The sequence below is a fragment of the Ruegeria sp. O4 genome, from assembly GCF_056535125.1.
Window position 1 is genome coordinate 566644 of record NZ_JBQERO010000001.1, and the last position, 22567, is coordinate 589210.

Annotated in this window: 22 protein-coding genes; 11 read left to right on the forward strand and 11 right to left on the reverse strand. The window is 58.8% G+C overall.

Annotated elements, in window-relative coordinates; all coding sequences use genetic code 11:
* Position 1: 1 nt before the first annotated feature.
* Together ACR0J7_RS02795 and ACR0J7_RS02800 are read right to left on the reverse strand one after the other, a co-directional pair.
* Positions 2-781: an SDR family oxidoreductase gene (locus ACR0J7_RS02795; RefSeq protein WP_480913233.1), complete on the reverse strand. Its 780-nt coding sequence runs from the start codon at positions 779-781 to the stop codon at positions 2-4.
* A 72-nt stretch (positions 782-853) separates the two neighbouring features.
* A complete protein-coding gene (locus ACR0J7_RS02800; protein ID WP_267366520.1) occupies positions 854-1216 on the reverse strand; it encodes a nuclear transport factor 2 family protein in 363 nt (120 codons plus the stop codon).
* Between the two features lie 109 nt (positions 1217-1325).
* On the opposite strand from ACR0J7_RS02800, the gene ACR0J7_RS02805 reads away from it, so the two are divergent.
* The 4 genes from ACR0J7_RS02805 (at position 1326) to ACR0J7_RS02820 (ending at position 6182) form a co-directional block, all read left to right on the forward strand.
* Entirely contained in the window at positions 1326-2930 is a 1605-nt protein-coding gene (locus ACR0J7_RS02805) for a peptide chain release factor 3 (protein WP_267366522.1), read from the forward strand.
* A gap of 49 nt (positions 2931-2979) precedes the next feature.
* Positions 2980-3723 (forward strand): hypothetical protein, encoded by a 744-nt coding sequence (locus ACR0J7_RS02810; RefSeq protein ID WP_480564459.1) that lies wholly within the window; start codon positions 2980-2982, stop codon positions 3721-3723.
* Positions 3720-4649, forward strand: a complete 930-nt coding sequence (locus ACR0J7_RS02815; protein ID WP_480564456.1) for a glycosyltransferase family 2 protein — start codon at positions 3720-3722, stop codon at positions 4647-4649. The genes ACR0J7_RS02810 and ACR0J7_RS02815 overlap by 4 nt, the downstream gene beginning before the upstream one ends.
* A 186-nt stretch (positions 4650-4835) precedes the next feature.
* Positions 4836-6182: a DEAD/DEAH box helicase gene (locus tag ACR0J7_RS02820; protein ID WP_480504903.1), complete on the forward strand. Its 1347-nt coding sequence runs from the start codon at positions 4836-4838 to the stop codon at positions 6180-6182.
* Here the strand turns inward: ACR0J7_RS02820 and ACR0J7_RS02825 are convergent.
* From ACR0J7_RS02825 to ACR0J7_RS02835, 3 genes are read right to left on the reverse strand one after another with little or no spacing between them, the layout of a single operon-like run.
* Positions 6179-7081: an EamA family transporter gene (locus ACR0J7_RS02825; protein ID WP_480504901.1), complete on the reverse strand. Its 903-nt coding sequence runs from the start codon at positions 7079-7081 to the stop codon at positions 6179-6181. The two genes, ACR0J7_RS02820 and ACR0J7_RS02825, sit on opposite strands and share 4 nt — an antisense overlap.
* Positions 7082-7102: 21 nt before the next feature.
* Positions 7103-8005 carry a fatty acid desaturase gene (locus ACR0J7_RS02830; protein ID WP_480913236.1) on the reverse strand — a complete coding sequence of 301 codons (903 nt, stop codon included), beginning with the start codon at positions 8003-8005 and terminating at the stop codon, positions 7103-7105.
* On the reverse strand, positions 7998-8201 hold the full coding sequence (locus ACR0J7_RS02835) for a DUF2061 domain-containing protein (protein ID WP_267366130.1): 204 nt from the start codon (positions 8199-8201) through the stop codon (positions 7998-8000). Before ACR0J7_RS02835 ends, ACR0J7_RS02830 begins: the two co-directional genes overlap by 8 nt.
* Before the next feature lie 105 nt (positions 8202-8306).
* On the opposite strand from ACR0J7_RS02835, the gene ACR0J7_RS02840 reads away from it, so the two are divergent.
* Positions 8307-9176, forward strand: coding sequence for a helix-turn-helix domain-containing protein (locus ACR0J7_RS02840; RefSeq protein WP_480485412.1), 870 nt, complete (start codon positions 8307-8309; stop codon positions 9174-9176).
* 79 nt (positions 9177-9255) lie between these two features.
* On the forward strand, positions 9256-9438 hold the full coding sequence (locus tag ACR0J7_RS02845; RefSeq protein WP_267366128.1) for a hypothetical protein: 183 nt from the start codon (positions 9256-9258) through the stop codon (positions 9436-9438).
* A 1-nt stretch (position 9439) separates the two neighbouring features.
* On the opposite strand, the gene ACR0J7_RS02850 is transcribed toward ACR0J7_RS02845, so the two are convergent.
* The 3 genes from ACR0J7_RS02850 to bcoG all read right to left on the reverse strand — a co-directional run bounded on the left by ACR0J7_RS02850 (position 9440) and on the right by bcoG (position 12660).
* Complete coding sequence (locus ACR0J7_RS02850) at positions 9440-10198, reverse strand: SDR family oxidoreductase (RefSeq protein WP_480913237.1); 759 nt, start codon at positions 10196-10198, stop codon at positions 9440-9442.
* Complete coding sequence (locus tag ACR0J7_RS02855) at positions 10195-11661, reverse strand: carnitine 3-dehydrogenase (protein WP_480565249.1); 1467 nt, start codon at positions 11659-11661, stop codon at positions 10195-10197. The genes ACR0J7_RS02850 and ACR0J7_RS02855 overlap by 4 nt, the downstream gene beginning before the upstream one ends.
* An 84-nt stretch (positions 11662-11745) precedes the next feature.
* Positions 11746-12660 (reverse strand): 3-dehydrocarnitine:acetyl-CoA trimethylamine transferase BcoG, encoded by a 915-nt coding sequence (bcoG, locus tag ACR0J7_RS02860; RefSeq protein ID WP_480913238.1) that lies wholly within the window; start codon positions 12658-12660, stop codon positions 11746-11748.
* Between the two features lie 133 nt (positions 12661-12793).
* Here bcoG and ACR0J7_RS02865 point away from each other — a divergent pair, with 133 nt between their 5' ends.
* Positions 12794-13780, forward strand: coding sequence for a GlxA family transcriptional regulator (locus tag ACR0J7_RS02865; RefSeq protein WP_480517314.1), 987 nt, complete (start codon positions 12794-12796; stop codon positions 13778-13780).
* Positions 13781-13847: 67 nt separating this feature from the next.
* Here the strand turns inward: ACR0J7_RS02865 and ACR0J7_RS02870 are convergent, their stop codons facing one another.
* From ACR0J7_RS02870 to ACR0J7_RS02880, 3 genes are read right to left on the reverse strand one after another with little or no spacing between them, the layout of a single operon-like run.
* Complete coding sequence (locus tag ACR0J7_RS02870; RefSeq protein WP_480913240.1) at positions 13848-14894, reverse strand: aldo/keto reductase; 1047 nt, start codon at positions 14892-14894, stop codon at positions 13848-13850.
* Between the two features lie 29 nt (positions 14895-14923).
* A complete protein-coding gene (locus ACR0J7_RS02875; RefSeq protein WP_480913242.1) occupies positions 14924-15382 on the reverse strand; it encodes a DNA polymerase III subunit chi in 459 nt (152 codons plus the stop codon).
* A 4-nt stretch (positions 15383-15386) separates the two neighbouring features.
* Positions 15387-16853 carry a leucyl aminopeptidase gene (locus ACR0J7_RS02880; protein WP_480913244.1) on the reverse strand — a complete coding sequence of 489 codons (1467 nt, stop codon included), beginning with the start codon at positions 16851-16853 and terminating at the stop codon, positions 15387-15389.
* A gap of 229 nt (positions 16854-17082) precedes the next feature.
* Between ACR0J7_RS02880 and lptG the strand changes: the two genes are divergently transcribed.
* The 4 genes from lptG to pdxA are packed head-to-tail and all read left to right on the forward strand — an operon-like array spanning position 17083 to position 22551.
* Positions 17083-18183, forward strand: coding sequence for an LPS export ABC transporter permease LptG (gene lptG, locus ACR0J7_RS02885; protein WP_480480588.1), 1101 nt, complete (start codon positions 17083-17085; stop codon positions 18181-18183).
* A complete protein-coding gene (locus tag ACR0J7_RS02890; protein WP_480564435.1) occupies positions 18183-20345 on the forward strand; it encodes an LPS-assembly protein LptD in 2163 nt (720 codons plus the stop codon). The genes lptG and ACR0J7_RS02890 overlap by 1 nt, the downstream gene beginning before the upstream one ends.
* Positions 20336-21589 (forward strand): peptidylprolyl isomerase, encoded by a 1254-nt coding sequence (locus ACR0J7_RS02895; protein WP_480480584.1) that lies wholly within the window; start codon positions 20336-20338, stop codon positions 21587-21589. Before ACR0J7_RS02890 ends, ACR0J7_RS02895 begins: the two co-directional genes overlap by 10 nt.
* Positions 21586-22551 carry a 4-hydroxythreonine-4-phosphate dehydrogenase PdxA gene (gene pdxA / locus ACR0J7_RS02900; protein ID WP_480564430.1) on the forward strand — a complete coding sequence of 322 codons (966 nt, stop codon included), beginning with the start codon at positions 21586-21588 and terminating at the stop codon, positions 22549-22551. The genes ACR0J7_RS02895 and pdxA overlap by 4 nt, the downstream gene beginning before the upstream one ends.
* The last annotated feature ends 16 nt before the right edge of the window (positions 22552-22567 follow it).

The following is a 22567-nucleotide window of genomic DNA, read 5'->3' on the forward strand; positions in this document are numbered from 1 at the left end:
GTCACATCGTCAAATTGGTTGCGCCGCCATCCAGCAGAATGTTCTGACCAACGATGAACCCCGCATGTTGAGAGCACAGGAACGCGCAGGCTGCCCCGAATTCCTGACGCGTTCCATAGCGTCGCGCGGGAATGGTTGCAGAACGGTTTGCGCGTGCGTCTTCGATCGAGATGCCTTGCTGGGCAGCCACGCCGCTGTCCAGCGCATCTGCACGATCCGTCGCGTGAATGCCGGGCAGCAGGTTGTTGATGGTCACGCCATGCGGTGCAACCTGGCGTGAAGTTCCCGCGACATATCCGGTCAAACCCGTGCGGGCTGCATTCGAAAGTCCCAGCACCGCAATTGGCGCGCGCACGGATTGTGAGGTGACGTTCACCACCCGCCCCCAACCTTTGTCCATCATTCCGGGAAGCAGCGCTTTCATGAACGCAATGGGGGTCAACATATTGGCATCCAGCGCCTTGATGAAATCATCACGCTCCCAGTCCGACCATAAACCCGGCGGCGGTCCACCGGCATTTGTCACAAGAATATCAACGCCCTGCGCCGCTTCGATCACCCGCGCCTGCCCTTCCGCAGTCGTCACGTCACACGCGACTGTTTGTACCTCGACGCCATGCTCTGACCTGAGGCGTGCCGCCTCGCTCTCCAAAGCGTCCGAACCACGCGCATTCATCACAAGATTTACGCCAGCCTCAGCCAAAGCCTCGGCACAGCCCAAACCCAGCCCTTTGCTGCTGGCACAGACCAGCGCGCGCTTTCCTTTTATACCAAGGTCCATCGGATCCTCCCTGTCAGTCATTGCCGCATGTCTAGCATCGGCCAGACAGGGAAGACCAGAAATGGCTTGGGATCAGTAGAAGAACTCTTCGCGTACGATCTTGCCATCTGCGACGTGATAGACACCCACTTCACGCATATCAAAGGCTTCGCCGGTTTCCTTTACCTTACCCTGCACTTCGAAAATCACCGCAAAGCGGTCCTCGCCGTGCACAAACGGGTCGCTGACCGAAGCGCCAGAAACCTCGTGGGCTCCTTCCCACCATTCATGTTTGCCACGGATCGCGTCACGCCCCTGTATTTCGCGCCCCATACCTGAGTAATCGACCGCTTCAACAGAAACTGCGTCCGACGCATACAATTTCTCAAGATTTTCCTTGGCGCGGTCCTCACGGCAGCCAGCCACCAATTCATTGGCAATCTCTTTCAAATCCATTGGTCTTCTCCACAATTTGTTCACTATATGTTCTTATAACCACAAGCCTGTGATTCGAACCACCCCCTTTGTCTTGCTTCGGCAGGATTCCCCGCCTATACGCGCGGTCATGCTTGATACCTCGAACCAACCTGCCCTGCCGCCCGAGATTGCCCGTCGCCGGACATTCGCCATCATCTCGCACCCGGATGCGGGCAAGACGACGCTGACTGAAAAGTTCCTGCTTTACGGGGGCGCCATTCAGATGGCTGGTCAGGTGCGCGCCAAGGGCGAGGCCCGGCGGACACGCTCGGACTTCATGCAGATGGAGAAGGATCGCGGAATCTCGGTTTCCGCATCGGCCATGTCGTTCGACTATGGCAATTTCCGGTTCAACCTTGTTGACACACCCGGCCACAGCGATTTCTCGGAAGATACCTACCGCACGCTGACGGCCGTGGATGCGGCCGTGATGGTGATCGACGGCGCGAAGGGTGTCGAAAGCCAGACGCAAAAGCTGTTCGAGGTCTGCCGCCTGCGTGATCTGCCGATTCTGACCTTCTGTAACAAGATGGACCGCGAAAGCCGCGATACGTTCGAGATCATCGACGAAATTCAAGAGATGCTGGCCATCGACGTCACCCCCGCCGCATGGCCAATTGGCGTAGGTCGTGATTTCATCGGCTGCTACGACATGCTGCGCGACCGGCTGGAGCTGATGGACCGCGCCGACCGCAACAAGGTGGCAGAGAGCATCGAGATTAACGGGCTTGATGACCCGAAACTGTCGGAACATATTCCTGCGCACCTGCTGGAAAAGCTGCTGGAAGAGGTTGAGATGGCGCGCGAGTTGCTGCCCGCGCTGAACCCGCAGGCGGTGCTTGAAGGGCATATGACACCGATCTGGTTCGGCTCGGCCATCAACTCGTTCGGCGTCAAGGAACTGATGGAAGGCATCGGCGCTTATGGCCCACAGCCGCAGGTTCAGTCCGCCGAACCCCGCCAGATATCGCCGGATGAAAAGAAGGTCGCGGGCTTTGTTTTCAAGGTGCAGGCCAATATGGACCCCAAGCACCGCGACAGGGTGGCCTTTGTCCGCATGGCATCAGGCCATTTCAAACGCGGCATGAAACTGACCCATGTGCGGTCAAAGAAACCGATGGCGATTTCAAACCCAGTGCTGTTTCTGGCATCTGACCGGGAACTGGCAGAAGAGGCCTGGGCCGGTGACATCATCGGCATTCCCAACCACGGCCAGTTGCGCATTGGTGACACGCTGACCGAGGGTGAGGCGCTGCGCGTCACCGGCATCCCCTCTTTCGCGCCGGAACTGCTGCAAGGCGTCCGTGCGGGTGATCCGATGAAGGCCAAGCATCTGGAGAAAGCCCTGATGCAGTTCGCCGAGGAAGGCGCGGCCAAGGTGTTCAAACCTTCGATCGGGTCAGGCTTTATCGTGGGTGTCGTCGGCGCGTTGCAATTCGAAGTGCTCGCCAGCCGGATCGAGATGGAATACGGCCTGCCCGTGCGTTTCGAGGCGTCTCAGTTCACCTCGGCCCGCTGGGTCAGCGGTGACAAGGCCGAGGTCGAAAAGTTTGTGAATGCAAACAAGCAGCACATCGCGCACGACCATGACGGCGACATTGTCTATCTGACCCGGCTGCAATGGGACATCGACCGGGTGGTTCGGGACTATCCCGCCCTGAACCTGACCGCCACCAAAGAGATGATGGTGTGATCCAACTCACTGATTGCACAGCCGAGTCTGCCTGTGCAATTCTGCGCGCATGAGCAAGGATGAACTGACTTTCCCCGGCGGTCTGCCCGACATGCTGGACAGGTATGAAAACCGGCGCAGCCCGTTTCAGTTCGGCACCACCTCGTTGCCTGACCTTGACATTGACCTTATTGAACTGGCCGGTCGCACATTGCCCGAAAGCGCGACTGTGCCCCCGCCGAAGCCTAATACAAGCTGGGATCGCAAGCGTGCTCAGATTGCGCGGGAATTTGTCGGAAATTCGGAACTTGCCTTCCTGAATGCCCAGTTGATCTCGAACCTGCGAAAGCGGTCCTTCCCGCGCCACGCCCCGCTTCTGTTTTGCCGCCTTTGGGACGAACAGTCTGACCACCTTTTGTCCACGCTTGACCTGCGATGGCTGGTCTCGTCGGTTCAGACCTTTGCGGACCACGGCCAAACTGCAACCCAGCGCGAGGTTGGTCATGCGTTGCGCATGTTGTTCGGCATGATGAAGCTTTATGAGTTCGAGAGGCGCTTTTCCGGGCTGATCCCGGAAACACCGTTTCAGTATCAAAAATTGAATCGCGTGCCACTGCCCTATCAGATGAAAGGGTTTTCCCTTGGAAGCGGTGGGTTGGACGTCAATCTGATTGCTCCGGTCTGGACCAAGGCCCTAAGCGACACCACCATCGCGCCGCTGGTCGATCACTTGATGACCGAGCTCAACAGAGATCCCGGCGGTGTCTTTCGCCGCCTGAAACTCATGCGCGAAGCACGCGCGCAGCGCACATGACCACATGGGGTGTCGTGTCGATGGTCAGGGGCCCGACCGAAGATGTCCTTCGGTTCGTGGCCCATCACATCGATCTGGGCGCCGAGACCATCTATATCTATCTGGATGAGCCAAACCCGCGCACGTTCGAGGCGCTGAAGGCACATCCCAGTGTTTGCGTACAGGTTTGCGATGATGCCTATTGGCAAAAGCTAAAACGCACACGACCGGACAAGCACCAGGTTCGCCAATCGGTCAACGCCACCTATGCCTATCGTGAAACGCACCTGGATTGGCTGGCCCATATCGATGTTGACGAGTTTCTGTGGTCGCCGACCCCAATCTCGGATGTGTTGCGCGATATCGGGGACAAGGTTCACGCCGCCCGGGTCCGCCCAATCGAGGCGCTGGCAGGCGGCGAAGACCTGTACAAGGCGCATGTTCCACAAAGCCCGGCCCGAACACAGCTGATTGAGATGCTTTATCCCAACTATGGGGCTTTCGTCCTTGGCGGGTTCCTCAGCCATGTACAGGGCAAGTTGTTTGCGCGCACGGGATTGAAACGTCTGAGTTTTCGTATCCACAACCTGTTTCAGAACGGGAAATTGCTGCCGTGTAAATACGAACTTGCGCAGGTCGATCTATGCCACCGCCACGCGCCGGACTGGGATCACTGGATTGCACATTATCCGTTCCGCTTGGATCGCGGCTCGTATCAGGCTGGCATGGCCCCGAATGCCCCGCGCGAGATGGGGGGGCTGAACAAGAATGAATTGCTCAGCTGGATTGAAAGCGAACACGGCGAGGACGGGCTGCGCGCGTTCTTCAACGAGATGAGCGGCGCTGACCCAGAAGTCCGCGCCCGGCTGGAGCAGAAAGGGCTGATCCGCCACCGCGTGTTGAATCTGGACGGGAAATTGGCGAAACACTTTCCCGGAAGTTGCTGAATTGTTGCGCAAAACTCGAACCTGTCTCGATGAAACCCTGATGTAGCGGTCTTCATTTGACCCCGACCAACGTTTTTGTTATGTCCGCGTCCAAGCCGAAATGTCGCATCACGCGCATGGCCATCCGGGCCCGGCACATCTTATACGCGCGGGCCAGGTCAAGTGTCCGCATTCAACCGGACTTACATGACAAAGTTTAACGAACTGAACCTGAACCCGAAGGTCCTCAAAGCCATTGAGGAAGCCGGATACGAAACCCCAACTCCGATCCAGGCAGGTGCGATTCCGCCCGCATTGGAAGGTCGCGATGTTTTGGGCATAGCCCAGACAGGCACGGGAAAAACCGCCAGCTTTACGCTGCCGATGATCACGCTGCTGGCCCGTGGCCGGGCGCGTGCCCGTATGCCACGTTCGTTGGTTTTGTGCCCGACGCGGGAACTGGCCGCTCAGGTGGCCGAGAATTTCGACACCTATACCAAACACCTGAAACTGACCAAAGCGCTGTTGATCGGTGGTGTCAGCTTCAAAGAGCAAGAAGCCCTGATTGACCGTGGCGTCGACGTTCTGATCGCCACGCCGGGCCGTCTGCTGGATCATTTCGAGCGCGGCAAACTGTTGCTGACCGGTGTTCAGATCATGGTGGTGGATGAGGCGGACCGGATGCTGGATATGGGGTTCATCCCCGATATCGAGCGCATCTTCTCACTGACACCATTCACCCGGCAGACCCTGTTCTTCTCGGCGACAATGGCATCCGAGATCGAGCGGATCACCGATACGTTCCTGTCGGCCCCTGCCCGGATCGAAGTGGCCCGGCAGGCCACCGCATCCGAAACCATTGAACAGAGCGTCGTCATGTTCAAAGGTGGGCGCCGTGACCGCGAGGCCAGCAACAAGCGCGGCCTTCTGCGCGCGCTGATCGATGCCGAAGGTGACAAATGCACCAACGCGATCATCTTCTGCAACCGCAAGACAGATGTGGATATCTGCGCCAAGTCGCTGAAGAAATACGGTTACGACGCCGCCGCCATCCATGGCGATCTGGACCAGTCGCAGCGGATGAAAACATTGGATGGATTCCGTGACGGGTCCTTGCGCCTGCTGGTCGCCTCAGACGTGGCGGCACGCGGTCTGGATGTTCCGGCTGTCAGCCATGTGTTCAACTTCGACGTCCCCAGCCACCCCGAGGATTATGTGCACCGCATTGGCCGCACCGGTCGCGCCGGGCGCGAAGGCAAGGCCATCACAATCTGCTCGGGACGCGACGAAAAAGCACTGGTTGCGATCGAAAAGCTGATCCAGAAAGACATCCCGCGCATAGACAACCCGGTTCAGGAAGAGCCCAAGCCCGAACAGCCGAAGCCCGAGAAAAAGGCCAAGGCCCCCGAAAGCATGAAAGAAGGTAAAAAATATCGCGAGCCGAAGGGGCACAGTCGTGGGCGCAAGGAAGGCACCGGCCAGGTCGTCGTGGGCATGGGAGATCACCTGCCCAGCTTCATCGCGCTTAGCTTTGACGAACGTCGCGCCAGCTAGATTGCCAGCACAAGCGCTAAAATCGAGAACCCAAGCAACATCATCCCGGCGATCTCGCGCCGGGTGATCGTTTCTCGGAAGAATAGGATCGAAGCCATGAGGCTAAAGATCAGCTCAACCTGCCCCAGCGCTTTTACATAAGCCGCATTCTGCAAGGTGAAGGCCCAGAACCAGCAAAACGAGCCACCGAGGCTGGTCAGGCCGACAAATACCCCGGTCTTTCGCGTTTGCCAGACTGCGCGCAGTTCGGCCCGGTCCCGCCACAGCAGCCATATCCCCATGCTGGCGAACTGGAATGTCACCACTGCGGCCAGTGTTACCAGCGCTCGGAACCACGCATCGATATCGCCCAGTTGCAGTGAAGCCCCACGATAGCTGACGGCGGAAAACGCAAACAAAACACCTGATCCAAGCCCCAATTGCGAAGCCCGATTGGTCAGATGGCGCCACCAGGGTCCGTCCCCTCCGGGTGTTTTTGACAACAAAAGAACAGCCATCAACCCCAACAGGATCGCGAACAATGCGCCCCGCGACACACTGTCCCCCAAGACCAAAAAACCAACAATCGCGGTCTGGATCACCTCGGTTTTCTTGAAGGTAATTCCAACGGCAAAATTGCGTTGTTTGAACAACGCCACCACGCAAATCGTTGCAAGGATTTGCGCTGTCCCTCCGATGACCGCGTAAAGCCAGAACAAACTGCCAAGCCGAGGCATGCTCGCCCCGGTTATCTGCAACGCAACATATAGCCCGATAACCGCCAACGGCATGGAATAGGCAAACCGCGCAAAAGTTGCACCTGCAGCAGATAGTTTCACGCTTGCCAGAGATTTTTGCAGCATGAAACGCACAGTCTGAAAACTGGCGGCGGCGATGGTGACGGGGATCCAGAGACTCATGCCACCCGTTGTGTCGTCAATTCAAGGCTTTGGCCAGAGGGGATGTGGCACAGGGTCTTTTGCGCGAACGAAATACTGCCGGAATATCTGTGCATAGGACCGGTAAACATAGGCTTCGTTGCAAGCCAAGTACCTGTCCTTTCCGTCGCGGTACAATGCAGGCAAGCGATACCACGGAGCCGCCGGATTCATGTGATGAACGACGTGTAGGTTATTGTTTAAAAACAAAAACGCCAGAGGCCCGTGATCTTCGACAATCACCGTGCGGGCGCGGGATTTTTCATGTGCACGATGCTCCAGAAACGTGCGGATCTTCAAAAGCGACAGCCCCATATAGGCCGCGACCAGATAGGCCCAAACCGGCATGGCCGATTGCGCAGCTACCCACAGAACCACCGCCGCGCCGGGAAGGTGCACAGCCCATGCCAGCAGGATCGCCCTGTCCCCGCGCATCAACCCACGCCATTCGTCACGCATAAACAGAACCTGACCAAGGACAGGCCCCAGTACCATCCGCCCCAACAGCGTGTTGTTCAGGCTCAGGATCATCTGCGCCAGCCGCGGCAATCCCGACCAGATATGCGGATCCAGATAATTCGATTCCGGGTCGTCATAAGGGTCTGTCAGGGTGGCATCCTGATGATGCGCCAGATGCAGGTCCCGAAAGCGGTTATACGGAATTGCCAATGTCAACGGCAGTGCCATCAACGCCTCGTTCAGCCATTTGGCACGAAATGGGTGCCCGTGCAGGGCCTCATGCGTCAGTGACGAATGCAAAGCCGCAACAACACCCAGAGCAGGGATAGCCAACCACAAGGATGTGTTTGCCAGCCAGAACAGACCGGCAAGCCACGCAGCATAACACAAGACTATCAGGAAAAACGTGCCCCATTCGGGCGATTTGGGTGTCGTGGGGTCAGCCATTTCGGCCCCACGAAATGTTCGCCCAAATTCTTTCGTAAATCACGTACATCGTCAGGCCGATGGCCGTGTTCACCAGCGCCAGCGCCCCTCCTACAGCGGCCGAGCCTGTTGCCAACAGGCCCACCATTGTCATGATCGCCAACCCCATCGCATTCCAAACGATCGCTTTCACGACTGATCTTCGCCGCGTTTCCATTCCGAACCCCGTTTTTTTCTTACTCAAAGCGTTACATCCGGACCCCGGCATTGAAAATTCTGAATATGATTAACAAAACTCATCAATTGTGATAAAAATCATGTCATGCAGGAAAATATCGACAAGCGCGACCGTGCCGCGCAATTTCGTCTCCGCCTCGCCCGCGCGATGGAAGAGCGTCATGTCAGCCAAAGTGCCCTTGCGCGCAATATTGGCGTTGACCGCTCGACCGTTTCCCAATTGCTGACAGATCATGGCGCGCGGTTGCCCAACGCACATGTTGTTGGCGGATGTGCAGCGGCGCTCGGCGTTTCGGCCGACTGGTTGCTGAGCCTATCTGACAGGCCGGAAAGCGCGGCTGAGCTTCTGGCTAACTCGCTGACCTTTACCGAGGCCCCACGCGCCCTTGTCGATGAACGTATCTTCGAGTGGCATCAGGAGGCCGCCGGGTACAAAATCCGCTATGTCCCGGCCACCCTGCCCGACATGCTCAAGACGCGTTCGATACTGGAATGGGAATACGCCCCGCATCTGGGCCGGACCGCTGACCAAGCCATCGGCGCGTCGGCGGATCGTCTGGCATGGATGCGCAGCGCCCAGTCAGACTATGAGATCGCCATGCCGTTGTTCGAAATCGAAAGCTTTGCAAGCGCCACTGGGTATTATCAGGGTCTCAGCCCCGAGGTTCGGCTGGAACAGATCGATCACCTGTTGGCGCTGTGCGAACAGCTCTATCCGCGGATGCGTATCTATCTGTTTGACGCAAAACGGCTTTATTCCGCACCCGTGACGATTTTCGGCCCGCTGCTTTGTGTATTTTACGCAGGAAGTCACTATATGGCCTTCCGCGACCGGGATCGGATCGAGACATTCTCACGCCATTTCGACACACTGGTACGCGAGGCCGACGTGGCCGCCCGGGACTTTCCAAACCATCTGCGTCGCCTCAGAACGGCGGTTTCCCGCGACTGGTGATGCAGCGCCATCCAACCTGTGCTATTCTACTGTGGCGCGAACCATAAGGCATTCCGAACACAGACGGAGGAGCACAGGAATGGACGCAATTCAAACCGCTCAATACGCACGTGCACTTTTTGCCGCCCATGGAGACCAAGCCGAGGCCGAAGCCGCGCAAAAAATGCGCGACTGCGAAGCTGCCGGAAACCGGCAAGAAGCCCAGGACTGGCAGGCAGTCCGTCAGACCATCCGCCAGATCCGTGGTCCAAACCAGGGCTGAGTTACAATTTCGGGTCCGGGTTGACCGTGTGGCCATCCACCGCAATCACCTGACCTGAAACCAGACGTGCCGCATCTGAGGCAAGGAAGACTGCCATATTGGCGACATCCTGCGCTTCGACGAAGCGCCCCATTGAGGTGCCCGAGGCATAGCCCCGATAGACCTCATCACGGGTCATGCCCTTGGCTGCGGCCTCGCGGGTCAGGACGCCCTCCATCCGAGGGCCTTCAACTGCGCCCGGACAAATGGCATTGGCACGGATGCCATAGGGCCCCAGCTCCATCGCCAGTGTTTTCATCAACCCGATGACCGCCCATTTTGCCGACGCATAGGGCGCCCGGAACGGGTAGCCATACTGCCCGGCTGTCGACGAGGTCAGAATGATACTGCCCGCCCGCGCCGTTTTCATCAGCGGCGCTGCATATTTTGCCGCCAGAAAAGCACCGTCCAGATTGACCGCGACACAAGAACGCCACGCGTCCAGATCAATATTCTCAATGGCATTTGTCGGGCCGGCAATACCGGCATTGGCGCAGAGCACATCCAACCCGCCTGTCGAACGGACGGCGTCAAATACCGCGCGCATGTCAGCCTCGTCCGCAACATCGGCTCGGTGCCCGGTCCAATGTTCGGGCAAAGTATCCAACGCCGCCTGATCGATATCAGTAACCCGGACGTCATAGCCAACCGCGTCAAACGCCTCGGCCATGGCCCGGCCGACGCCTGACGCGCCAGCCGTCACCAGAACACGGCGCGTCATGAAGGCTTCCTGATCGCTGCGCCTGCGCCCTCGGGATAAGGCAATCCGGCCTGAGCCTCTGCAACCCGCGCCATAGCCGCTTCGATTTCAGCGGATGGCGCGCTCGGGCGGCGGGTTTCCAGGCTGACATGCAGCAGAAAACTTTCACCCGTGGCCAGCAGCTTGTCGCCCTCATACATGCTGTGGAACACATGCAGCTTCTTGCCCTGCCCCAACAGCATCTGCGTGCGCACGTCGATTTTTGCACCGGCATGAGCTTCATCCACATAGCGAATGTGGTTCTCCGCTGTGAAATAGCTGCCGCCCGAGGCGATGTAATCCGCATCGCATCCGATGATTTCCATGAACCGATCGGTGGCGGCGGCAAAGGCCTCCAGATATTTCGCTTCGTTCATGTGGCCGTTGTAATCCGTCCAGTCCAGCGGAACAGCCCGCGACAGGGTCAGGATGGGCTGGCTCAGATCCGCCTGATCCAGCGTCGGCAGCGCACCGGGTTTCAACCGTGCGTCATGTTGGTTCAGCACCGCACCCGCGCCGTAATTCTGCGCCTTGAGGGCCCGCATCATGCCAACAAGATTGTTGTCGCGAATACGCTCCAGCTCTCGGATCGAATGCATCCCGGATTGTGCGTCAGATTGACTGGCGATCAAATCGACCAGTTCGTCAGTGAACTCGGGAACATCCATCAGCTTGGTCCACGGCCATTTCAAGGCAGGTCCGAACTGCGCCATGAAATGCCGCATCCCCGCCTCGCCACCGGCCACGCGGTAGGTTTCGAACAGACCCATCTGCGCCCAGCGGATGCCGAAACCCATACGGATGGCCTCGTCAATCTCTTCGGTCGTCGCAATGCCATCCTTGACCAGCCAAAGCGCCTCGCGCCAGACAGCTTCCAGGAACCGGTCGGCAATATGCGCATCGATCTCTTTCTTGACGTGAAGCGGGAAAAACCCAAGCGATTTCAACAGGTCCTGGGCCTGTTTGATCATCTCGGCCGGGTTCTTGTCCGTTGGTACAAGCTCGATCAAAGGCAGCAGGTAAACCGGGTTGAAGGGGTGAGTCACCACGATCTGCTCGGGGCGCAGCGCTCCGTCCTGAAGTTCGGACGGCTTGAACCCACTGGTCGAGGATCCGATGACCGCGCCCGGATCGCAAGCCTCCTGCAAGCCTTTGTAAACCTTCAGTTTCAAATCCAGACGTTCCGGCACACTCTCCTGTATCCAACGCGCACCCTTAACCGCTTCGGCCATGTCGCTGTGAAAGCTCAGCACACCCTCGGCTGGCAACGGAACGTCACTCAGCCCCGGCAAGGACCGTCTTGCGTTGTCCAGCACCTCGCCAATCTTGCGTTCCGCCTCGGGGTCAGGGTCAAACACCCGCACATCCCAGCCATTGAGCAGGAACCGCGCGGCCCATCCACCACCGATAACTCCGCCCCCAATAATTGCTGCCGTTTTCATGATTTCCCACCTACTGGCTGCGCATGTTTCATCTTTTTAGAAATATTCCGGGGGCTTGGGGGCTGGCCCCCAAAACCCGCGTGTCCATTATTTTGCAACAGGTGCCTGCTTGGTCAGCCCCAGCTTCGCACGGACTTCGTCAGGGCCGATCACGCGCGCGCCCATATTCTCGATGATGGATCCCGCACGTTCCACCAGTTGCCAGTTCTCGGCCATTACGCCCTTGTCCAGCCAAAGGTTGTCCTCAAGCCCCACGCGCACATTGCCGCCCGCGAGAACCGAAGCCGCGACAAACGGCATCTCGTTCCGTCCCAGTGAAAACGCGCTGAAGGTCCAGTCTTCCGGCACGTTGATTACCATCGCCATAAAGGTATTCAGATCATCCGGCGCACCCCACGGTACCCCCATGCACAGCTGGACCAAAGCGTTTGGTGCCAGAATCCCTTCCTTCACCAGTTGCTTTGCAAACCACAGGTGGCCAGTGTCAAAGGCTTCGATCTCGGGCTTGACACCCAGATCGGTCATCATCTTGCCCATGGCGCGCAATGCCCCGGGCGTATTCGTCATAACATAATCTGCCTCAGCAAAGTTCATTGTGCCGCAGTCCAGGGTGCAAATTTCGGGCAAACATTCTGCAATATGCGCCACGCGTTCCGATGCTCCGACCATGTCCGTGCCCGCGGCCACTGGAAACGGGTTTTCAACACCGCCGAACACGATATCGCCGCCCATCCCGGCCGTCAGATTCAATACGACGTCCACATCAGCGTCGCGGATGCGGTCCGTTACCTCGCGATACAGATCCAGCCGGCGGCTTGGCACGCCGGTCTCAGGGTCACGCACGTGGCAGTGAACCACTGCCGCCCCGGCCTTGGCGGCGGCAATCGCGCTGTCGGCGATCTGCCGCGGTGACCGCGGCACATGCGGGCTGCGGTCCTGCGTCCCGCCCGAGCCGGTTACGGCACAGGTAATGAAGACTTCGCGGTTCATTTCCAGAGGCATGATGTTTTCCCCAAGTTATACCCGGTTCTGCCTTGGGTTTTCCCCAGGCTTTTCCCCGGATTCCGATTTGCGTTCTGACCCGACTCTGGCGCAGCTTTGGGAAAACCACTTGGCAATATGCGAATCAAACTTGATGAAATCCGCAAAAAACATACTGCAACCGGAACACCGCGCCCTGAAAACCGCGGTGCTTGTGCTGGACGAATGCAACACCCTCAGCTTTGCCTCTGCGGTGGACCCGATGAGGGCCGCGAACCGTCTGGCGGACCGCCCGGCCTTTGACTGGGACTATGTGACCGCAACGCCAGAGCCCGCGGTGCTGACCAGTGCGTTGCAAGTGCCCGGTATTCCACTGGCCCGGTTGCAATCCTGCGACCTGATGATCGTGGTCGCCGGGTTCCAACTGGCCCGCCACGCCACCCCCAGCCTTCTGGCTGGTCTGCGCCGCATCGCCGGCACCGGCGCAACGATGGCAGGCATTGATGGCGGTCCCTGGCTTCTGGCCGAGGCCGGGCTACTGGACGGCCACCTGGCAACAACCCATTGGGAAGACCTCGAAAATTTCGCCACCCGGTTTCCCGAAGTTGATGTGCGCACCGACCGCTTCACCGTTTCGGGCAACCGCCTGACTTCGGGTGGCGCAATTCCGGCTGTCGAGATGATGCTGCACATCATCGCCGCCCGTCATGGCGCAAGTTTCGCCGCGCGCGTTGCGGGCCTGTTCCTTTACGATGGTGCTCCGGACCCTGGAAAACCGCAAAGCCGCACAGGCGCACCCCATCGCCACACAGCACTGACCGCCAAGGCCAACTCGATGATGCAGGCGTCACTGGATGATCCTCTGCCGCTGGCCTTTATCGCAGACCGCCTGGGCACCAGCCCACGGACGCTGCAACAACAGTTCCGACTGCGCCTGAACACGACGCCGCAGGACCACTATCTGCAGCTGCGCCTGGCCGAGGCCCGCCGTCTGGTCACCGACACCGACATGCCACTGATGGATGTGGCGCTCGCCACCGGCTTTGCATCGCAATCCAGCTTTGCCCGCGCTTTCCGCACCGCCCACGGTCAATCGGCCCGCGACCTGAGACACGAACGCGCGCATCCCACCCATCACTGACCGGATCCTTCTTCATCTGGCCAAAAATATCCCGGGGGCGTCGCCAAAGGCGACGGGGGCAGAGCCCCTAAAACGGCATCGGGTGCGCCCGATGTGCCCTGCTGATCTCGGCCAACACATCCTTGGATAATTCAAGATCCACGCCCGCCAGAATATGATCCAGCTGTGCAACGGTCGTGGCCCCGAAGATTGCCGACATCATGAACGGGCGCGTCCGGCACCACGCCAGTGCCATATGCACCGGATCCAGACCATGCCGCGCGGCGATGTCCAGATAAGCTGCAACCGCCTCGAAAACACGACCGGATTTCCGGCCTCCCATCTCGGGCACAAAGGACATACGCGATCCGTCGGGGACGCAGTCATTTTGATACTTCCCGGTCAAAAATCCTGCCGCCAAAGGGGAAAACGCCATCAGCCCAACATCTTCATGCACACTCAACTCACCCAGGTCGGTGTCGAAATGGCGGCACAGCAATGAATATTCGTTCTGCACCGATGCCACGCGCGGCGCCCCCATCTGTTTGGCCAGCCGCAGCCATTGCGCGGTTCCCCAAGCGCTTTCATTCGACAGGCCAAAGGCACGGATATTGCCCTTGTCCACCTGAGCCTGCAATGCCTCAAGGCATTCCTGCATGTTGCTCAGCACTTCGTCCGTGTTTTCGCCAGACGGCGCATAATCCCAGTTCTGCCGAAACATATAGCTGCCCCGATTGGGCCAGTGGAACTGATAGAGGTCGATGTACCCGGTCTGCAAACGTCGCAAAGACCCCTCAACTGCTTCGGGTATTGTGCGGGCAGTGATCGGCGCACCATCACGGACAAAAGACAGCCCCGCGCCGGAATGCTTGGTCGCCAAAACATAATCTCCCCGGCGGGTAGGATTGGCGGCATTCCAGTTTCCCAAAATCTCTTCGGTGCGCCCGATCGTTTCTTTCGCTACAGGGTTCACCGGATACATTTCGGCCGCATCGACAAAGTTGATCCCCGCGTCCAACGCCATATCCATCTGCCGGTGCGCATCCGTTTCAGACGTTTGGGAGCCAAATGTCATCGTACCAAGGCACAGATCGCTCACGATAATTCCGGTACGGCCCAAAGGCTTTTTCTGCATTGTCGTATCTCCTGAAAATTGCGGGCCGGTCAGGCTTCAGCCTTTTTTTCCCACCGCCCGGACTCCTCCGACCAGTATTGTGCGGAGCATCCGGCATCCGTCAGCGCTTTCCACTGCCCGCGCGCGTGTTGTACCGCCATGTCGTCATTGCCATCGAACAGGATACAAACCCGTTCCAACGCGGCGACTTCTTCCGCTTCGACCGGCGCGCCATCCACAGCCATGATACAGGTCGCACCATTTCCCGCCACGGCGCTGGTGGTCAGCAGGATCGGCTGGTCCGCGTCGTGCGGGCCACCAGCGCGACCATGCGGCAAGAATCCCTCCTCGGGGCCCAGCCACAGTTTTTCATCCAGCCAGTCCATCCGTGCAGGGTCAGTACCCCGCACGGCTATCCGCCACCCGGCTTGCCGCGCCTTGTCCAGCAGCGCGGGCAAGGTGTGCTCCAACGGCTGGCGGGTCAGGTGGTAGAAATAGACAGCGCCCATATGCTTACTCGAAATTGTCCTGCACAAACCGGCTCAGCGCGCGCACGCCCCAGCCGGTGGCGCCTTTGGGCGCATAAGAGGTCTCTTCAGCCACCGAGGCGACGCCTGCAATGTCCAGATGAATCCACGGCGTTTCCTCTTTCACGAACCGCTGGAGGAACTGCGCGGCGGTGACTGAACCGGCGGGGCGACCGCCTACGTTCTTCATGTCGGCAATGCGCGATTTCAGCAACTTGTCATAGGCGTCGCCCAATGGCATCCGCCAAGCGCCTTCATCCTCGGCCTTGGCTGATTTCAGGAAGGCATCACAAAACGTGTCATTGTTCGAAAAAACACCAGCGTTTTCATGGCCCAATCCGATGATGATCGCACCGGTCAAAGTTGCCAAGTCGATCATTCCGACCGGCTTGAACCGTTCCTGCGCGTACCACATCACGTCACACAGAACCAGGCGGCCTTCGGCGTCGGTGTTGATGATCTCGACCGTGTCGCCCTTCATTGACCTGACCACATCACCCGGACGGGTGGCGTTACCTGATGGCATATTCTCGACCAACCCAACCAGCCCCACGACATTGGCTTTTGCCTTGCGCTTGGCCAGCGCGCGCATGGTGCCCGCAACAACGCCGGCGCCGCCCATGTCCATGGTCATCTCTTCCATGCCGACAGCTGGTTTGAGCGAGATACCGCCCGTGTCGAACACCACGCCTTTTCCGACCAAAGCCAGAGGCGCGTCGTCCTTGGCCCCGCCATTCCACTGCATCACCACGACTTTCGAAGGGCTGTCCGAGCCCTGCCCGACGCTTAGCAACGTGCGCATTCCCAGCTCGGCCAGCTTGTCTTCGTCCAGTACTTCGACCTCAAGACCCAGCTCCTGCATCTCAACCAGGCGGTCCGCGAATTCGGTGGTGGTCAAAACATTTGCCGGTTCATTGGTCAGATCGCGCGTCATCCGAACGCCATCAGCAATTGCATAGAGAGGTGCAAAATCTGCCTCGGCCTCCGCAGGCTTTGCGTGGCTGATTGTCACTGTGCCCGCCTTCTGGCTTTCCTTGGTTTTATGCGCGTCGAACTCATAGCTGCGCAGAACAATCCCCAGTGCCACATCCTCGGCCCGCGCCTGATTGCCCACCATCACCAGCATGTCCTTGCCGCCGGCCAGCTTAGCCAGCGCCGCCCCTGCCTTGCGGGCTTCGCCGGCCTCGGGGCGACGTGGCAAAACCAGAACATCCAGCGCCTCTGCCGCCATCCCTGTGGGCCATGCCATCGAGATGACATCACCTGTCTTCGACTTTCTGAAACTCTCGCTTTCAACAAGCCGCGCCAAGCCGCCCTTCGTCAGACGGTTTGCCCGGCGGGCTGCCGGGCTCATCTTACCGTCATCCGGAATGATGATGGCGACGCGCCCCCCGGCCTGCGCCATAGCCTCAAGGTCAAATTCCTGAAAACGGATCGGTATCAGACTGCTCATTGTACACTCCTCGAATTCTGTTCCCCAAGACCTAGCCCGCGGGGCACGCATTGACCAGATAGCAGTTTTCCCCGCCTTTCAATTGCATTAAGGTCCCGAAAAAATGACCGGCAGGCTCGGGGGAGAAAAACGTGGTACGACAGGGCAGGCATACGCTGTCGCGCACAGCATTGCGCAGGCGCGATATCAGCCCGACGCCCCGCACTACAGGCGCAGCGGGGTCGCGCCTATGATCCTGGACCGTTATTTTGCCCGCCGGTTTCTGCAAAGCTTCATGGTCATCGGAGGTATTTTCCTGACCTTGATGATTCTCATCGATCTGATCGAACAGATTCGCCGCTTTGACGATTTCGACCTGTCTTTTGCCCAGCTGCTGCACCTCACACTGCTGAATACACCAGCCGCCATCAGCGAAATGCTGCCTTTGCTGGTCATCCTGTCCACCATCGCGCTGTTCGTTGGGCTGGCACGTACCTCCGAACTTGTGGTGACCCGTGCAACTGGCCGCTCGGGCATCCGCGCTTTGGTCGCCCCTGTCCTGTTGTCGCTGATCATCGGCGCTCTGGCCGTTGCACTGTTGAATCCCATCGCAGCGGCCACATCTGAAGAGTTCCGCCGCTTGTCGGATTCATACCGAAACAACGGCAGCTCGGCCCTTTCGATCAGCAGCGAGGGCCTGTGGCTGCGCCAGTCTGCCGAGAATGGGCAGGCCGTTATCCACGCCCGGGCAACATCGAACCAAGACAAGCTGCGGCTGGACGGTGTTACCGTCATCACCTTTGGGCGGGATGGCAAACCAACCCAGCAAATTGTTGCGGATCGGGCAGAGTTGGAAGACGGGAATTGGGTTCTGTATCAGGCAAAAACCTGGGCCTTGCAGGATGGGCAGAACCCTGAATCCAATTCAGTTGTGCACGAGCGTCTGGAGCTGCCGACCTCGCTGACCCGACAGCGGATCATGGATACGTTTGGGCAACAGGATTCGGTTTCAGTTTATGACCTGCCCCAGTTGATCAGCGACCTTCGCGAGGCGGGGTTTTCGACCAAACAATATGAGGTCTGGCTGCAGGTACAGCTGGCCCGGCCTTTCTTTCTGATCTCGATGGTTCTGATCGGGGCCGCGTTTACCATGCGCCACGTTCGGTTCGGCGGTACTGGGATCGCCGTTCTGACAGCCGTCCTGCTTGGGTTTGCCATCTATTTCGTGCGCAATTTCGCGCAAATCCTCGGGGAAAACGGACAATTGCCCATCTATATCGCTGCCTGGGCACCGCCCTTTGCCGCAATTCTGCTGTCTCTTGGTCTGCTACTGCATGCGGAGGACGGCTGATGCGGCATATCGTTCCTGTATTGCTTACCAGTGCACTGGCTTTGTCCGTCCCGGCGGGAACTGCAGCACAGACATCCCAAGGCCGGCCACAACCACAGGGCACACAAGCGCAGCAAGAGCCCGCCTTGCTGGTGGCCGACAAGGTATTCATCACGCCTGAGCGCAAACTTGTGGCTGAAGGCAATGTCGAAGCCTTTCAGGGCGACACCAAGTTGTCCGCCCATCGTATCACGTATGACCGCGAGACTGGCGAGCTGATATTGGAAGGCCCCATTCGTATCGATCAGGGTGGTCAAACTACGCTGCTGGCGGATTCAGGGCAACTGGACAGCGGAATTCAGAATGGACTGCTGATCGGTGCACGCATGGTGTTTGAACAGCAGGTACAGATCGCCTCGGTTCAGGCGAAACGGGCCGCAGGACGTTATACACAATTCAGCAAGGTTTCAGCCACATCCTGTCATGTCTGCACCGACGGCAGGCCGCCTCTGTGGCAGATCAGGGCGCGCAAAGTCACGCATGATCAACTGGAACGGCAACTATATTTCGAAGGCGCGCAGCTTCGGGTCCTGGATTATCCGGTATTCTACTTTCCCTATCTGCGCTTGCCCGACCCAACGCTAGAGAGGGCAACCGGCTTTCTGGTTCCTTCTATCCGCAGCACCTCGCAATTGGGCACTGGCGTTCAGGTTCCGTATTTCTTCAAACTTGGCGATCACAAGGACCTGACACTTACGCCTTACGTCTCAGCCAAGACGACAACTCTGGGATACCGCTATCGTCAGGCCTTTGTGAACGGACGCATTCAGGTGGAAGGCGCTTATACACGGGACGATGTGCAACCCGATCAGGATCGCGGCTACCTGTTTGCCACCGGCTGGTTCAATCTGAAGAACGATTTCCGTCTGACCTTCAATCTGGAAACTACATCCGACGATGCCTACCTGGCCGATTACGGCTTGCCGGATCTGGACCGCTTGCGCAGCGAAATCGCACTGGAGCGGATCAAGCGCGATAGTGCGTTCAAAACCGGCCTGATCTACTACAAAACACTTCGGGACAGCGAAAATCAGGACGAAATCCCGTCCCGCGTCTTCGACCTCAACTATGAAAAACGCTATTTTCCCAGCACGCTGGGGGGCGAGGTTCGGCTGGCATTCATCGGTCATGCGCATGAACGTACCAGCGACACAGATGTTGTTGGTCGCGACATGGCACGGGCCACCTTCGATGCCGAATGGCTGCGCAGCTGGACTTTCTCATCGGGGCTGCGGGTCGATACAACGCTGGGGGCGTCGGTTGACACTTTCAACGTTCGCCACGACAGCAACTACCCCGACAACGTGACCCGATCTACGCCGCGCGCGGCTTTGACTCTCCGGTATCCAATGACCCGGCGCGAGGAATCGGGGGCTGTTCAGTTCCTCGAACCGATTGCGCAGTTCGGATGGACACATGTATCGGACACCGATGTTCCGAATGATGAAAGCACTTTTCAGGAATTCGATCAGGGCAACCTTCTGTCCCTCTCGCGGTTCCCTGCTGAAGATCAGCGCGAGAACAGTGCCACTGGTGTGGTTGGCCTGAACTGGGCCCGGTATGGCGCGGGTGGCTGGCAGGCCCAGGCGACTGTGGGCCAAGTGTTTCGGGCCGACGCCGATCCAAACTTCACGCTGACATCGGGATTGCAGGGCACATCGTCGGATTTGCTGGTAGCCGGGCAGATCAGCACGGCCAATGGCTGGTCACTTGCCGGACGCGGTCTGATCGACGGGGATTTCAGCTTTGTCAAAGCCGAACTGCGCGGCGCATGGGCATCCGAAAATGCCGGCCTGTCTGGTAGCTATATCTGGCAGGAACCGGACCCGGCGGAAAACATCACCGAAGAAATCTCGGAAATTCTGCTTCTTGGACGCTACCAGGTCGATCAGAACTGGCTGACCAATGCCCTGGCGCGCTACGATCTGGCTGAGTCGGAGCCGATCCGGCTGGGTCTGGGTGTGACCTATCAGAACGAATGCGTTCGGGTTAACATGTCCGTAAGTCGGCGCTTTACTTCAACATCCACTATTGAGCCTTCGACAGAATTCGGCTTTACCCTTTCTTTGACAGGGTACGCCCTTGAAGGCGGTGGCAAGACATACAAGAGAACATGCAGTTGATATCAGGTTTCTCCAGGTTTCTCCGTTCCGGTTGGCTTAAACCGGTCACACCGGCACTGGTTGCCGCAGTTTTTGCAATCGCGCCTCTTCAGGGTAGCGCGCAAAGCCTGTTCTCACCCGCGATCCGCGTCAATCAGGATATTGTCACCTGGTACGAGCTTGAACAGCGCCTGCAATTCCTGAATGTTCTGGGTTTGCCCGGTGGTAACGAAGCTGACGTCAGGGATGCCCTGATTGATGAAAAACTGCGCAGGCAGGTCATGCGCAGCGCCGGCGTGCAAGCGACGCCCGAGGCCGTTCAGCTGGGCATCGACGAATTCGCCTCGCGCGGACAATTGTCGTCCGAACAATTCCTGAAACTTCTCGGCGACGCGGGCGTCGACCCTGAAACGGTCCGAGACTATGTCGCGGATCAACTGGCATGGCGCGACTATATCAGCTCGCGCTATCTGTCGCAGGCGCGCCCGACCGAGGATGAGATTGATCGCGCGCTGGGCCAGACGGGCGGTGGCGGATTGCAGGTCCTGCTGTCCGAAATCATTATCCCGGTAAACCCGCAAACGGTTGCCCAGACCGAGTTGTTGGCCGAAGAAATCTCGCGCCTTGAAGGGCAGGACGCGTTTTCTGCTGCCGCCGCTCAGTATTCCGCAGCCGCAACACGGGGTCAGGGTGGACGTCTGGAGTGGCTGAACATCTCGAACCTGCCCCCGGCGCTTCAACCTGTCATCCTGGGGCTTCAGACCGGTGAGATCACCGACCCGATCACCCTGCCGAACGCGGTCGCCTTGTTTCAGATGCGGGGCTTGCGCGAAGTCGCAACCGGCGCTCCGCGTATTTCAAAGTTGGATTATGCCGCCTATTACCTGCCTGGCGGGCGCAGCGCCGAAACCCTTTCGCGGGCCGCGAAGTTGAAAGAAGAAATCGACACTTGTGATGATCTCTATGGCATTGCCAAGGATCAGCCCGCCGAAGTTCTGGACCGGGTCGAAGCCGCACCTTCCGAGGTGCCCGGTGATATTGCCGTGGAACTGGCCAAGCTGGACCGGAACGAAGCGTCGGCGACTCTGACCCGCAACAATGGTCAGACGCTTGTGTTCCTGATGCTGTGCAACCGCACGCGGGATCTGGGCGAAGACACCTCTCGGGGCGATGTCGCCAACGCGCTGGCGCAGCAACGTCTTCAGGCCTTTGCGGCCAGTCTGGTGGAACAGCTGCGGGCTGACGCTGTCATTACTCAGGAATGATGCGGCCCGTCGCGCTCAGCTGCGGCGAACCGGCCGGTATCGGCCCGGAAATCGCGGCCAAGGCGTGGGCTGAACTGCGCGATGCCTGCCCGTTCTTCTATATCGGGGACGCCAGCCACCTGCCAACAGGCACACCCGTTGCTAAAATCGAACACCCAAGTCAGGTTGCTGAAGCCTGTGGCCGGGCCCTGCCCGTTCTTCAGATGGATTTTCCCGCCGCGAACGTATTCGGCCAGCCGAATCCGGCCAACGCGCCATCGGTGGTTGATGCCATCGAAACCGGTACCGAACTGGTACAGACCGGTGAGGCCGCAGCGCTTTGCACCGCACCAATCAACAAGAAAGCCCTGATTGACGGCGCAGGGTTCACCTTTCCTGGCCATACCGAGTTTCTGGCAGCCCTTTCCGGAACCCGCCGGGTAGTCATGATGCTGGCCAGCGAGCAGTTGCGCGTCGTTCCCGCGACAATTCACATTCCATTGTCACAGGTTCCCGCGGCACTTACCCCTGATCTTCTGCGCGAAACGATTGAAATCACCGTGCGCGGTTTGCGTGATCAGTTCGGTATCGCGCATCCCCGCATCGCAGTTGCAGGCCTGAACCCGCATGCAGGTGAAGGCGGCAAGATGGGCACAGAGGAGCTCGACTGGATTGCTCCGATGCTGGCCGATCTGAACCCCGAGGACGCGACAATTACAGGCCCCCACCCTGCGGATACGCTGTTTCACACCGCCGCCCGCGCCCGCTATGACGCCGCCATCGCCATGTATCACGATCAGGCCCTGATCCCGATCAAGACGTTGGATTTCGACCGGGGCGTGAATGTCACCCTTGGCCTGCCGTTCATCCGTACCTCACCCGACCACGGAACAGCACTGGACATCGCGGGGAAAGGCATCGCCAACCCCTCCAGCCTGATCGAAGCCCTGAAACTTGCCCAACGCATGGTAAAAAGCTCTTGATCCTTCACCTGGCTGA

Bases quoted from the DNA above. Each gene is read 5' to 3' on its own strand.
- ACR0J7_RS02795 (WP_480913233.1), bottom strand. From the start codon at position 781: ATGGACCTTGGTATAAAAGGAAAGCGCGCGCTGGTCTGTGCCAGCAGC.
- ACR0J7_RS02800 (WP_267366520.1), bottom strand. From the start codon at position 1,216: ATGGATTTGAAAGAGATTGCCAATGAATTGGTGGCTGGCTGCCGTGAG.
- ACR0J7_RS02805 (WP_267366522.1), top strand. From the start codon at position 1,326: ATGCTTGATACCTCGAACCAACCTGCCCTGCCGCCCGAGATTGCCCGT.
- ACR0J7_RS02810 (WP_480564459.1), top strand. From the start codon at position 2,980: ATGAGCAAGGATGAACTGACTTTCCCCGGCGGTCTGCCCGACATGCTG.
- ACR0J7_RS02815 (WP_480564456.1), top strand. From the start codon at position 3,720: ATGACCACATGGGGTGTCGTGTCGATGGTCAGGGGCCCGACCGAAGAT.
- ACR0J7_RS02820 (WP_480504903.1), top strand. From the start codon at position 4,836: ATGACAAAGTTTAACGAACTGAACCTGAACCCGAAGGTCCTCAAAGCC.
- ACR0J7_RS02825 (WP_480504901.1), bottom strand. From the start codon at position 7,081: ATGAGTCTCTGGATCCCCGTCACCATCGCCGCCGCCAGTTTTCAGACT.
- ACR0J7_RS02830 (WP_480913236.1), bottom strand. From the start codon at position 8,005: ATGGCTGACCCCACGACACCCAAATCGCCCGAATGGGGCACGTTTTTC.
- ACR0J7_RS02835 (WP_267366130.1), bottom strand. From the start codon at position 8,201: ATGGAAACGCGGCGAAGATCAGTCGTGAAAGCGATCGTTTGGAATGCG.
- ACR0J7_RS02840 (WP_480485412.1), top strand. From the start codon at position 8,307: ATGCAGGAAAATATCGACAAGCGCGACCGTGCCGCGCAATTTCGTCTC.
- ACR0J7_RS02845 (WP_267366128.1), top strand. From the start codon at position 9,256: ATGGACGCAATTCAAACCGCTCAATACGCACGTGCACTTTTTGCCGCC.
- ACR0J7_RS02850 (WP_480913237.1), bottom strand. From the start codon at position 10,198: ATGACGCGCCGTGTTCTGGTGACGGCTGGCGCGTCAGGCGTCGGCCGG.
- bcoG (WP_480913238.1), bottom strand. From the start codon at position 12,660: ATGCCTCTGGAAATGAACCGCGAAGTCTTCATTACCTGTGCCGTAACC.
- ACR0J7_RS02865 (WP_480517314.1), top strand. From the start codon at position 12,794: ATGAAATCCGCAAAAAACATACTGCAACCGGAACACCGCGCCCTGAAA.
- ACR0J7_RS02870 (WP_480913240.1), bottom strand. From the start codon at position 14,894: ATGCAGAAAAAGCCTTTGGGCCGTACCGGAATTATCGTGAGCGATCTG.
- ACR0J7_RS02875 (WP_480913242.1), bottom strand. From the start codon at position 15,382: ATGGGCGCTGTCTATTTCTACCACCTGACCCGCCAGCCGTTGGAGCAC.
- ACR0J7_RS02880 (WP_480913244.1), bottom strand. From the start codon at position 16,853: ATGAGCAGTCTGATACCGATCCGTTTTCAGGAATTTGACCTTGAGGCT.
- lptG (WP_480480588.1), top strand. From the start codon at position 17,083: ATGATCCTGGACCGTTATTTTGCCCGCCGGTTTCTGCAAAGCTTCATG.
- ACR0J7_RS02890 (WP_480564435.1), top strand. From the start codon at position 18,183: ATGCGGCATATCGTTCCTGTATTGCTTACCAGTGCACTGGCTTTGTCC.
- ACR0J7_RS02895 (WP_480480584.1), top strand. From the start codon at position 20,336: ATGCAGTTGATATCAGGTTTCTCCAGGTTTCTCCGTTCCGGTTGGCTT.
- pdxA (WP_480564430.1), top strand. From the start codon at position 21,586: ATGATGCGGCCCGTCGCGCTCAGCTGCGGCGAACCGGCCGGTATCGGC.